This is a genomic window from Bacillus sp. 123MFChir2, from assembly GCF_000383235.1.
GTDB lineage: Bacteria > Bacillota > Bacilli > Bacillales > Bacillaceae_G > Bacillus_A.
Genome location: NZ_KB910974.1, coordinates 1 through 13,340, shown reverse-complemented (window position 1 = coordinate 13,340; position 13,340 = coordinate 1). Strand labels below are relative to the sequence as shown.

Sequence of the window (13,340 nt, the reverse complement as noted above, 5' to 3'; positions counted from 1 at the left end):
TTGCATGAAATAGCTTTACTTTCATATGGAAAATGGGCAGACTAATCCTATTTTTTGTAAATTGAAATATCCAATTTCAACATTTAAAAATAAGATTAGTTAATCATCGTCCACCCATCATCCTTTCTGTCCTTAATAATAATATTGTAGCACAGATCATCTCATATGATAAAACAAAAACATTAAGCATAGTTCCTTCTTTAAAGTTCTTACCTCATATAATCTCGAAATGTCATAAACTTTATACTTACCGACCTTTATAAGAATAATTTATATAAATCCAATTTATTTTTTTTACATATAGATCGCTACTATAAAAAAAAAGGAACCTACACTTGTTTGCTCTTTTTGCTTTTCGCTGCGCATGTGGCAGAAGTAGGTCCTGACCGCTTCTATGTATAGCCAGACGCTCTCGCCCACATAAAAAGAAAAGGGTTTTTATGTTAGTTTTTCAATTTGCATCTATATAGAAAAGCAAATTACCCAAAATAGTAGAATTAGTATAAATACCCCTACACATTCATTAACAATTTAATAGATTGAGAATATAAAGTAGTATAGTACCTCAAAATATTAAATAAACGAATTAGGAGTGTGATATGATGTCATTTGGAATTGATGTGAGTCACCATGAGGGGCGTATTGATTGGAACAAAGTAAAGAATGATCCAAATCAAGTGAACTTTATGATTGCAAAAGTAACAGAAGGTTCTGAGCAAGGTACCAATTTTGTCGATTCAACCTTTCAATACAACATCAATGGTGCAAATAGTGTTGGCATCCTTACAGGAGCTTACCACTTCTTTCGAGCAATCTCTGTTAATGATGCAAGACAAGAAGCTGCTTTCTTCATTAAAAATTTACAGAACGTCACATTAACTGCCCCTGTATTTGTCGATGTAGAAGTCAATGATGCAAATTTAGACCCAGATACATTAACAGACGCTGTGAATGCATTTTTAACAGAATTAAAAAATGCAGGGTATACAAGTACGGGCGTTTACAGCAATCTATATTTCTTTCAAAATAGCCTGAACACTTCACGCTTACAAGACACTTTATTGTGGGTTGCACGTTATAGTGACCGAGGCCCAGGAATGGATTGTAATATTTGGCAATATACAGATACGGGAAGTGTACAAGGAATTAATGGTTATGTCGATTGTAATATATCCTATGTAGATTTGAATATTGATAACAATAACAATGGACCTAGTAGCTCCTATATTGGAATTGCTACAATCGCAGGCGATAATGTAAATTTACGTGATCAACCTTCTATGAGTGGCAATGTGATTCGAACATTGCATCGTAACGAGTCCTATAAAGTATTTTACGAGCAAAATGGTTGGTTAAACTTAGGCGGAAATGAATTTATTTTTTATGACCCTAGCTATATTTGTTACTGCAACTATATCGGGGTTGCTACAATTACAGGCGATAATGTAAATTTACGTGATCAACCTTCTATGAGTGGCAATGTGATTCGAACATTACACCATAATGAAGCTTATAAAGTATATTACGAACAAAATGGTTGGTTAAACTTAGGCGGAGACCAATTCATTTACTATGACGCTAGTTATATAGATTATGAATTACTTTCTTCATGTTCCGATTGTTAAATAGTGGACAAACTCTAAATATATAAATACAAATTGAAAAAATGACATAAAAACCACTTTTTTTAGGGGAGGAGACGAGAGTAACTGGCCATGCATAGAGGCGGTCAGTTGCTTTTCCTGCCACGTGCAAAGTTTAAAACAAAGATAGAAAGCAAGTAGCAGCCATGTTTTGTTCTGCATAGCAGCAACTTGTATTTATATGTATATTCAAATTAAAAAACCGACTCCAAAAAGAGCCGGTTTTTCTTTATTTACTAGCAACGTGGAAAATGGAAAAAATCAATAATTGCATTTAAAATAGCATCTAATACAGGTGTTTTCATTACAATTCCCCCCTAAAACATTTATATCTATATATATTTATATAATAAAATAATTTAAGAATTTTTTCAATTCTTTTTTTGCTATTAATTTACATATGATTCAATTTCATACTTCTTATTCTTAATATACCGATATGGTTTAGATCACATGCCCATCAACTTAAAAATTTTATAGCACCCCAAAACAAAAAAATTGTACATCACATTTGCACATGAAGTTGTTAATTTTCTCGTTTTGGAGGTATTTGTATTTCTTAGCTTGATAGCGATGTGGCGGGACCCCATCAAGTAACTGAGTAGTTCCTGTTATTCTTTAATTTTAAATTGCGAAAGCAATCCTTCTAACTCCTCAATTTGTTTCTTTACTTGCATAGATTGATTTGTTATTTCTGTAATGGATGATGCCTGTGTTTGAATTGCTTCTACAGTCACATCCGTATCTTTTTCTACTTTTGTAGAAGTTTCTGATACTGCTGATAATGAAGCGTTAATTTCTTCCGTCCCCGCAGCCATTTCTTCTGTTGTAGCTGAGACTTCTTGAATTTGTTGCGTTATCTTATGAACGTCTGTCATGATTGTTGAAAACTCTCGATCTGCCTCATTAGCAGCCTTGCTTCCTTGTTTTGCTTCTTCTTGCCCTTTTTTCATAATTTGAACAGTATCTTTTGTATCTTGCTGGATGGATTTAATTAAATTATTGATTTCATTTGCGGACTGCTTTGATTGCTCAGCTAAGTCTCTTACTTCGGCTGCAACAACCGCAAACCCTTTTCCGTTGTCTCCTGCACGTGCTGCTTCAATTGCAGCATTTAAGGCAAGCAAGTTTGTTTGGTCTGCAATATTTGTAATGGCATTTAAAGCTTTATCTATGTCTTGCGTACGCATAACAAGACGCTCTATCACTGCGGATGTTTCTTCAACAGTTTTGTGCACGTTATTCATTTGCGTAATAGATTGCTGGATTACTTTACTTCCACTTTCTATACGATCTGTTGTGGCAACAGATACTTCCGCAACAGCTGATGCGGATTCAGCTACTGTTTGAACCCCATCTGCTACGTCATTCATTGCGATTGAACTTTCTTGAATCCTCGTAACTTGTCCTAATATTTGTTTGTTTACCTCATGAATGATTTGAACTGCTTCATTAGAGATTTGAGATGCCTGTTTTGTATTTTTCAACATGCTATCAGTTGAGGTAGTAACCTCTTGTGCCGTCATCTTTATTTTTCCTATTAGTTGCTGTAAGTTATCTAACATATGATTAAAGGAAGTAACGATATTTCCTAATTCATCATTTGCTTGATAAGAAGTACGTGTGACTAAATTTCCGTTTGCTACTTCTTTCATATCATGCTCCAATAAAGTAATTGGACGTTGAATAGCAGATTTAATGATATATCCAATAAATATAATAACCGCAACCGATACTACTGAAATACCAATAAACATTAGTAGTATAGTTTGCCCACTGCTGGCATTATTGTTTTGTAATTGTTCTGCCTGATCCCCATTATACTGGATGAGATCTTTGATTTTCTTACTTGATTTTGTCCTAGTCGACTCGACTTCGCTTACATAATAATCATAAGCAGCCGCTTGATTATTGTTCTTTACTAAATCTGTTGCTTTGTCTATTTTTGTTTTCAACTCATTGTAGCTTTTTTGAAAATCTTCATATAATTGTCTTTCTTCTTGTGAATGGATTTTAGCCTCGTATTTTTCTAGTAATTGAGTATTATCGTTTCGTACTTTCTCCATTTTAGATAGTATTTGTTTAGTTCTATCTTCATTATTTGAAGCGATAAGTTCTACAAGGTTTTTATTATTATAATGAAAATTAGATTCTACAGACTCTATCAAGTAAATTGGAAGCAATCTGTCTTCATACATACTTTTAGCAGCTGTCCCTGTATGTATTAATCCTCTATATCCTATAATTGATAAGAGAATACATGCAATGCTAGCCGTAATCATTAATATATTCAATTTTGTACTAATTTTATGGTTCCTGAGAAATAACATTATAATACACCACACCTTCCTTATTATATAAATATATTATATTATAACGATTATTATAAAAAAAATAAAAAAGCGAAAAATTATAAACATTTTTCGCTTTTTTATTTTTCTTAAGTTGATGGATATGGGTTTAGAACACAAAAAAGGAAGTCTTTTTTCTAAAAAATAAATAGAAAACATCAAATATTCTGTTTTATATTTCTAAAAATTCATAATATTTACAAAACTATAAAAGCGATATACATTTTAGTTGTACCAAAAAAATCCAAGCAAAGAGGAGATGGTTGTATGTTCAAGAAATTAGTAGTAGGAGCATTAGCAGCTGGTTTTGCATTAACTGGAGGATTGGGATCAGTATCAGCAAGTACAGAAAAAGATTATACGATTAAATCGTTCGAGTATTTAACTGTAGATGAACAGAATGTGGGCACTTTAGCTAAAGTGAATAACCAATCTAACAAAGACATAAAAGTAACCATCGTTTTACCTGAACAGAATGACAAAGGAGATTGGTTAGCATATGGCTTTACGAGCAAAGAAGCCTTGGATGCTTTTATTGAAAAAGATAAGAAAAGTTTTAAAAATGTAACACAGCCACAACATGAAAATGTAATTAAGCCTCTAGGAAGCGGCCCTGGAAGTACCGATTTCTATGAGCATATCAATAAAGGTGGACAGTATATTTATTGGAGCAGTGGATTTACAAATTTATCTTCGAGCTGGAATGACAGAATTTCCTCCTTAAGTACAGCTTCACCTTCTGCAAGCTACGCAACGACGCTATGGGAGCACACTTCATCTCAAGGATATGGCCAAGGAGTCATGTTTAGACATTATGAGTGGTATGGTAAAACTGCTAATATGGATGCGTATTGGAATGATAGAGCTTCAGCAATTCAAATCACGAAAAATCCATGATAGGTAACGGGAAATTTCAATTGATCATATGAATAAGTTTCAAAAGCATTATTTGTGAACATAACAACCTACTTATAAAAAGAAAAACCTGTATCAATGATTACTCAGTAATCCCGCGATACAGGTTTCTTTTATTATATAATCAACAACTACTTCATTTAACTTCGCAAAAATCCACCTTCTGAGTTCATCACTTGACCAGTGATCCACTTTCCATCGTCACTCGCAAGAAATGCCACGATGCGTGCTGCATCTTCCGGCATGCCAATGCGCCCCATTAAAAATTTAGGCAACAGGTGTTTTCTAATTTCATCATTCATCCACGTTGAATCTGTTGGTCCTGGGTTTACAGCGTTAACTGTAATTCCTAACGGAGCAAGCTCTGCCGATAACGACTTTGTAAAAGCGGAAATCGCTCCTTTCGTTGCAGCGTATGCCAGTTCCCCAATCATTGGCCCTAATTCTTGTCCAGACGTCATATTAATAATTCTTCCGCTATCTCTATTCGATTTCTCAAAGCGACGAGCAAATTCTACGCAAAGGAGAAAACTTGCTCTCATATTAACCGCATAATGGTTATCAAGTATATGAGCATCCAACTTTGCATATCCATCATCTGTTGAATATGCTGCGTTATTCACTAAAATGGAAAGAGAACCGAGCCGCTTTAAAACAGTCTCCATGATTGTAAATGCAGCATTTGCATCTGACAGATCAATTTCTAAATTGTCACAGCGAACTCCACATTCCAACATCTCTTTTTGAAATTTCTCTGGCCAGCCAATTTCAGACTGCCAATGCGTAAAGAAAATATCAATACCTTGAGAAGCCAGTTCTCGGCATATAGCCGCGCCGATCCCTCTTGGACTACTTACGCCTGTTATAAGAGCAACTTTATTTTGTACATGCGTCATGTTTATTCCCCCTAATAAATAGGGACACGATGATATGTATAAATAGAGATGTATTATTCTCATCACAAATAAAAGCCGATACACACAGGTATCCGCCTAGTAAATGGAACGATCACTCCACACCATGCATCCCTTGTATGATTATCTTCAATAAATAGACAGACTCCGCCCTTGATATATAAATCTAAATTAAAAACCCGACATAAAACCCTTCTTTTTCGGCGGGCGAGAGCGAATGGCCATGCATAGAGGCGGTCAGTTCCTTTCTCTGCCACATGCAAGGTTAAAACAAAGAGAGAAAGCAAGTGTAGTCTCCTTTTGTCTGCATAAACGCAATCTATATGTCGAAAAATTAAAATGGATTCATATAGTTATAGGACAAGTATTCTATTCATTTCATTTCGTAATCATTACAAGATTTGCCACATGTAGAATCTCAATTCCCCTTTCATTACATCTCTACCATTATTATACTTTTCTTACTAGTAATAATCAATATATTGATTGCTACACTTACCCTTTTACTCGCTTTGCGTAGGAATTGATCCGTTGCAAAGCGAGTAAAAGGGTATCTGCGTCTATCTTTAATCCAAATCAAAAATACGATTTTTAATAGAATCGATTTCATTCGCAGTCAACATGCGAGAAATATAAATGACAGGAGTCCTTGTATCTGATAAATGACAATTGCTAATGATAAAATCATATTTCATATCATAGTTAGGAATTTTATGTATACTTACATTTTCCCCGAGGCTTTGTTTCAACTTCCTATAAATAAGATTTTTGTCAATGGTTGTCCCAGACAGTACGAGTGCAATGTTGATTTCATTACAGATTGAGTTGAGAATTGCAGTTGTATGAGAAGCGATATATCTTATTTCATCTTTCGTAAATTGTTTCTCATTGTCTGTTTCGTTCCAACGGGAAATGAGAGATACGTTTTCCTTATAGTTTCGTAATAATATACTGTCCGAAGAATGGCTCGGATCAAAGATATGACTAATCGAGAAATTAAGTTCTCTGGAGATACACACCTTATAAAAATATGGAATGACTTCCGCTGTTAATTTTCCCTTTAGTTCACTCGATAATGAATTACCTATTAAAAGAGTATCAATGAAATCCATGAATTTTTTATAAAGTTCATGATCACATGCACTTACATACTCAAGCGTTGCCTTCCCCTGTGAACTTGTGTTGATTAATCCAAAAAATAAAAATACATGCAAGGTATCTCTTTCATATTTTGGAAATTCAATTTTATAATAATTCTCAATTTCCGTAATAATTTCATTGAGGCACTTTAATTGCTCGTAACTATAGATAGGCTTGCATGTTACCTCTTTCGTTACACAATGTCTATTAAAAAATCGATTAATAAAAACAAAAATAATACTGCGTAACAATAAAATATCCATAGGAACTTCGTTACGATGGAGAATCGCTAGCACTTTTTTTCTTAAATCAACCGGCAAAAAAGGTTTATCGGAAAATTGTTGTGTAAAGTAAAAGAAAGCAATATAGTAATATCTTATATTGATTTCATCTCCTTCAAGTTGAAGATCCTTGAATTTAATATTTAATCTGCTTTTATTTAACATTTTATTATAATCTTTTAAATGGGTTCTCAATGTTAACTTATTCATGTATAGAATTTGAGACCATTTTTCTAATGTGTAATACTTATTATGAAAGATTTCTAACATCACTTTATAAAGTGCACTTTCCGTCAAATAAGAATGAATCACAGGTAATATCGACTCTTCCACTGGTTTGGTTAATATGTATCCTCTCGTTTTCACACTAATAATTTTCCAGTTCTCGGGCAATTTCTTTTTTAATTGTGAAATATCATTCATAATTGTTTGTGTCGCGCACTGCAACTGATCTGCAAGCTTTTGAGACGATACTAATTTTTGTTCATTATTTAACGCTTCCAGTATAGCTATTTGTCTTTTTATTGCTTTATCATCTATTAAACTACTAATAAAATTATGCATACATGTACCTTTCCTTATAAACCATTAGAAATATATAGATGCAAATTGAAAAACTAACATAAAAACCCTTTTCTTTTTCGGCGGGCGAGAGCAACTGGCCATGCATAGAGGCGGTCTGTTCCTTTTCCTGCCACGTGCAAAGTTAAAAACAAAGATAGACAGCAAGTAGCGGCCATGTTTTGCTTTGCATAGCAGCGACTCAGATGTTAAAAAGTCAACTTGTATTTATATGTAAAAGTCAATTATAAATGAACGTTGTTAATAAATGCTAGTTATTAGAATTTATTATGAAATTTCCGTAATTTACCCATGACATTTTTTGGTGTTTAATGACCTTTTTTATATTTTCATTCCAAATCAAAAATGGGACAACAAAAAACGCGATCAATTTCTAATCATCATTTAGGAATTGATCGCGTTTTTCTAAATACATTTACTTCACTTAGTGTTCGTATCTATATTTTCATGAACAATACTTACATTTCCTTTCAACTTAAACGTACAAACACAGAAATATATAATCGAAAGAATAGATATACATATCCATAAATTATATACATAAGAAGTTTCCCATACACCTATAAGGGAAAGAAGAGCAGGGCAAGTTAGTGTAACCCATGACTGTACAAAGGCTATTTTTCCAATATAATAATTGATGTTCTTTTTCTGTGCATTAGAAATAAAAAATAAGAACCATAGAAATGCCCACATGAACCAAGTTAACGCATTAACAATATCATGAAAATGTATAATGGCTACAATCATGTAGAATAGTGCAACAATCGCTACCCAAAGAGAAAACCATCCTAATCCATCACCCTTCAATCCTGCAATGAAGGTAACTCCTACATATAAATAAGTTAAACCAAATAAAAAAGTAGCTGCATACAAATAGACTGTCCAATTACTTTGATCAGATACTACAATTAAATAGAAAGGAATAATAATTTGCAGTACACCTACGAATAAATTAAAAATACCTACACTCTTTTCGTCCGCTTTCCCTAGCATCACAAGGCTATTTAAAAAGAGCGCTGCACCAGAAAGCAACAATCCAACATTCCCCATATATATTCTTGTGAAAAACAAAACTGTTTTTCACAACGACACCTCCTCATATCATACATTCATTTTTTCATAGTTTTAACAATAAAAAGCAATTCCTCTTCTCCAATAACATGTGGCAGAGGAACTGCTTGTATTTAGAAAAATTTACAACAGACCGTACATTTGAAATACATATAAACCCTCAATTAAGCGCTTCCAAAAAAAGTATGCACTACGTTATGAAAACGATATCAATATAGTAACAGCATTCCATACAAAAGTAAATAATATAAAAAATGGTATATAAGCCATGAAATTTTTTTAGTTAAACGAGCGATATATTCCTTTGAATGAAGCCAGTTATTACATCACTCCACAAACCGCCCATACTCCTTCAAAAACCGTAACTTCACCAATCCAACCGGCCCGTTTCTATGCTTCGCCACATGAATTTCTGTCATATCTTTGTTGGTTGTTTCCTGCTCATAATAATCGTCTCGGTACATGAGCATAATCACATCGGCATCTTGTTCAATCTGTCCTGTCTCCCTTAGATCAGACAAAAGTGGACGCTTATCGTTTCGCGATTCAACCGCACGAGATAGCTGTGACAATGCTACGACGCACACATTTAAGTCACGAGCGAGCAATTTCAATTTACGGGAGATTTCGCTCATTTCTTGAAACCTATTTCCTCTATATTTTGAGTCGCCTGTAATAAGCTGTAAGTAATCAACAATGACGAGCAGCTTTTTATTTGAATGCTTTCGTTTTAACTTGCGAACTTGCACCCAAATATCCTGCGTTGTAACCCCTGCTTTATCGTAAATCTCTAGCGGTAGATCGCCAATTTGGGCAAACGCCTGGCTTGTTTTTTCCCAATCTTCAATTGTAAAACGATGCTTCGGATTTTTCAGCCTTTTTCCCGATACTCCGCCGGCACAGGAAACCATCCGTTTTAATAATTGCTTATCGCTCATCTCTAACGAAAACAATCCAACTGCTGCACCTGATTTTGCCGCATGAAATGCAATATTTAAGGCGAACGCTGTTTTTCCCATTGAAGGACGTGCCCCAATCACAACAAACTCGCCATCTTGCAAGCCGCACGTCATCTTATTTAAAGCGGAAAAACCAGTCTCAATGCTAGTCAACTCTTCTACGTCTTGATGAAACTCTTCATATAAGTCCACTAACGCATTTTTTAAATCAAAATCTAATGTACAATCCACCTCTTCTAGTTCACAAAGAGCGGTAATTGTTTCGCCGATAATTTTCTCATCCTTCTCCGCCAGAAGTCGTTCACACATACTGTGCCCCATCATTCCAGCACGGCGCATTTTCCAAGCACTCCGAACAAGCCCCTCATAATAGGCGAAGTTAGCAGTCGTCGGCACGCTCTCGATAATGTTAACAAAATACTCAATCCCGCCAATTTGCGCCAAAAAAGAAGGATCCATTTTCGAAACGAGCGTCACAAGATCAAGCGGCTGTCCATCTTCCTCTACTTCCCGTATGAACTTAAATATCGCTTGATGCAAAGCAGTAGAAAAGTGGTGCTCCGTCAACTTACACTCCTTAATGAGTTCCCCATCAAGGAGGAGTGACCCTAATACCGTCTGTTCCGCTTCGACGTTTTGAATACTCACGGACACCACCCCTTCTCCGCTAAAAACTTCTGCAACTCTTCTTCAGAAGGTACATTTTTCTCCCACTCTTCGCATTCCTCTAGAAATTGCTCGGTCTCCCGAACAATAGACGACTCCTTCTTTCGAAACTTCACCGCCGCCTCCTCAACTTCGCTCACCTTCGTATATCCCTTTCCATGCCAATCCCGCAAAATCCCCTTCACATAAGCAAGCGCCCGCTTATTGTTTTCATAGGCAATCTGAAGCGCCTTTAAGACGAGTTCCTCTGACAAATCATCCACCCACGCAGTCAATTCCTCTACCGTATACGGTGACAAACTGCCAAAGTGTTGTTCATAAAACGTGAATACATCGCCGCCTAAATCTATTTTCCCATCTGCTTCACAGCTTTTACATTCTTCCTGAGACTCCTCAGCAGGCATACCGAAATGTTCTAACAGCAGCGGAATGTTCATCTCTTCTTCCATACATTTTTGAAGAAACATCTGAACAAATTGTTTACTTTTCACAGTCTTTAACTCACGAAGGACACATTTCTCAACGTTCGGACTTGTAATCGGATTATAACGAAGCCAATTTTGGATATATAACTCCTTCGTATTCGCATCGTATAAGATCTTTCCATACTCGATAAACCGCTGCAGCAGTTTATCAACAGTCTCCCGGTTGTAGCCTGTTTCCATCTCCGCTAAACGTTTTGGCAACGGATAAATACCGCACTGCGTTGTTTTCGAACACGTCAGCAAATATATGTAAAAGTAGCGCTCCTCCGGCGTTAAATCCAATACGAAATCATCTTGCCAAAAATTCACCTGTACATTTCGGTATACTGCCATATGTATTCCTCCCGTCTTTAAAATGCCGCTTCTTACTATATATAAGAAGGAACGAGGGAATTTGGTAATTTAATTTTTATTTTTTTGAAACTCTTGTAGTAATTTTTTTGTTTTTATTTTTAAAATTCTGTAGCAGTAGTTCTTTTGTTCTTTTTTATTCTTGTTGTAGTAGTTCTTTTGTTTTTATTTTTGTAATGATTTATTACTTGTAAGGGACTTGGTAGGGGTTTGGAAGGGGCTGTTAAGAGGGTTTCAATTTAACTGTTAAGCTTTTTAACTAGGATTTATATACTCCAATATAAGTTATCCATCTACTCTATATATAAATACAAGTTGACCTTTTAACATCTAAGTCGCTGCTATGCAGAACAAAACATGGCCGCTACTTGCTTTCTACCTTTGTTTTAAACTTTGCACGTGGCAGAAATAGGCCCTGACCGATTCTATGCATGGCCAGACGCTCTCGCCCACCTAAAAAAAGGGGGGGATGCCGGTTTTTTTAACTAGGATTTATATACTTCAATATAAGTTATCCATCTACTCTATATATTTTCTAAATGCTAACTCATTTTTAACTATTAGCTGTTTATTTCCAATTGATGTCATAAATCCTAAGTCTTCGAATTTACTAAATTTACGACTAATTGTTTCCCTTGTCATCCCTGTATAGTTTGCTATTTCTTCTCGTGTCAATGGTAAATTTATAAGTATTCCTTTGTCAGTATCTTCACCATATTTTTCGCAAAATTCTAAAATTATATAAGCGATTCTAACTTCTGGATTATTTGTTGCAAGATTGTTAGCTAAATTTTCTGTATGTGCTAACCGTTTTGTAACGGTTTTTAGCAGCTTTAATGCAATCCCTGGATTTCGCTCCATTATAAGGTCCATATTATCTTTCGTTAACATACAAATTTTTGTATCTTCCATAGCATACGCACTAAAATTACTCTTCTCATCACAATTAAATATATTTAACTCACAAAAGCACTCACCACTCGTTAAGATATGCAAGATTTGCTCTTTCCCTTGAATGGTTAATTTCGATAACTTTACTCGTCCCTTATTAATAATAAATAATGTATCTAATTTCTCTCCTTCATGAATTAATGGTTCTCCCTTTTTAAATTGCTTATGTTTTGACATTGCAGCTATTTTCAAAATTTCTTCATCAGATAGGGATTTAAAAATGAGAACTTTTCTTGGACAAGGCTCCGCTGCATTTTTATGATAACAATGTTCTTTCATATTACCTCACCTAACCTTACATATAGTATATAAAATGAAATTTTAATCAGTGTCTTTTCATTATTAGCCCTCACCAATCAGGCTTTTACGGGCATTAATACGTAATAAAGTATCCTTATCGTACCTAAATCATTATATCTTTCCCTAAGGACCACACTAGTGACCCAAATCACATTAAAAGAATTTTTATAGCTACTCAGTCATACATTTCACTTAGAAATTCGGTAAGAAGTATGATTTCAGCGAAAATACGCCCCTTATTACTTACAGAAAGTTATTTCATTTTTTAGCATATAGATTGCTGTCATGAAGATAAAAATGGCAATGCACCTTGCTACCTTTCTCTGTTTTAAAACTTTGCGCGTGGCAGGAAAAGGCCCTGACCGCTCCTATACATTTCCAGTCGCTCAGGGCCATTTTAAAAAATACTTTTCTGCCTTTTTTTCATATGACGAATTGTATTATTAAGTGCGACACTTAAAAAAAAACAAAAAAGCCCACATCGCTTCGTGTAAAATAGAAGTTACCACACAACCTTTTACACGGAGGACGAGTATGAGCTATTCACATTTTACCACGTTTGAACGTGGACAACTAGAAGCACTTTATAAATTAGGGTATTCCACAAGAAAAATTGGTGCGATTTTGAAGCGGCATCACTCTTCTATCGCACGAGAATTAAAAAGAAATGTCAAAGAAAACAGTACGTACTGTAGTGAAAAAGCACAAAAGGAATATGTACAGCGTAGAAA

Annotated in this window: 10 protein-coding genes; 3 read left to right on the top strand and 7 right to left on the bottom strand. The window is 34.9% G+C overall.

Annotated elements, in window-relative coordinates:
- Positions 1-599: 599 nt before the first annotated feature.
- On the top strand, positions 600-1,625 hold the full coding sequence (locus H280_RS0119545; protein ID WP_231401799.1) for a GH25 family lysozyme: 1,026 nt from the start codon (positions 600-602) through the stop codon (positions 1,623-1,625).
- 629 nt (positions 1,626-2,254) lie between these two features.
- On the opposite strand, the gene H280_RS0119540 is transcribed toward H280_RS0119545, so the two are convergent.
- Positions 2,255-3,973, bottom strand: a complete 1,719-nt coding sequence (locus H280_RS0119540) for a methyl-accepting chemotaxis protein (RefSeq protein WP_020062811.1) — start codon at positions 3,971-3,973, stop codon at positions 2,255-2,257.
- Between the two features lie 288 nt (positions 3,974-4,261).
- Here H280_RS0119540 and H280_RS0119535 point away from each other — a divergent pair, with 288 nt between their 5' ends.
- The gene (locus H280_RS0119535; RefSeq protein WP_020062810.1) at positions 4,262-4,891 is read left to right on the top strand and encodes a hypothetical protein; all 630 of its coding nucleotides are present in this window, start codon (positions 4,262-4,264) and stop codon (positions 4,889-4,891) included.
- 158 nt (positions 4,892-5,049) lie between these two features.
- Here the strand turns inward: H280_RS0119535 and H280_RS0119530 are convergent, their stop codons facing one another.
- The 6 genes from H280_RS0119530 to H280_RS0119505 form a co-directional block, all read right to left on the bottom strand.
- The gene (locus H280_RS0119530; RefSeq protein WP_020062809.1) at positions 5,050-5,805 is read right to left on the bottom strand and encodes an SDR family oxidoreductase; all 756 of its coding nucleotides are present in this window, start codon (positions 5,803-5,805) and stop codon (positions 5,050-5,052) included.
- Positions 5,806-6,389: 584 nt separating this feature from the next.
- A complete protein-coding gene (locus H280_RS0119525) occupies positions 6,390-7,808 on the bottom strand; it encodes a helix-turn-helix domain-containing protein (RefSeq protein WP_020062808.1) in 1,419 nt (472 codons plus the stop codon).
- A 438-nt stretch (positions 7,809-8,246) separates the two neighbouring features.
- On the bottom strand, positions 8,247-8,876 hold the full coding sequence (locus tag H280_RS23990) for an AmiS/UreI family transporter (RefSeq protein ID WP_051094795.1): 630 nt from the start codon (positions 8,874-8,876) through the stop codon (positions 8,247-8,249).
- A gap of 347 nt (positions 8,877-9,223) precedes the next feature.
- Positions 9,224-10,504: a replicative DNA helicase gene (dnaB, locus tag H280_RS0119515; RefSeq protein ID WP_020062806.1), complete on the bottom strand. Its 1,281-nt coding sequence runs from the start codon at positions 10,502-10,504 to the stop codon at positions 9,224-9,226.
- Positions 10,501-11,340, bottom strand: a complete 840-nt coding sequence (locus H280_RS0119510) for a DnaD domain-containing protein (protein WP_020062805.1) — start codon at positions 11,338-11,340, stop codon at positions 10,501-10,503. Before H280_RS0119510 ends, dnaB begins: the two co-directional genes overlap by 4 nt.
- Before the next feature lie 537 nt (positions 11,341-11,877).
- On the bottom strand, positions 11,878-12,588 hold the full coding sequence (locus tag H280_RS0119505) for a Crp/Fnr family transcriptional regulator (RefSeq protein WP_020062804.1): 711 nt from the start codon (positions 12,586-12,588) through the stop codon (positions 11,878-11,880).
- Positions 12,589-13,143: 555 nt separating this feature from the next.
- Here H280_RS0119505 and H280_RS23985 point away from each other — a divergent pair.
- A partial coding sequence (locus H280_RS23985) for a helix-turn-helix domain-containing protein (protein ID WP_020062803.1) occupies positions 13,144-13,340 on the top strand: 197 nt, incomplete at its 3' end.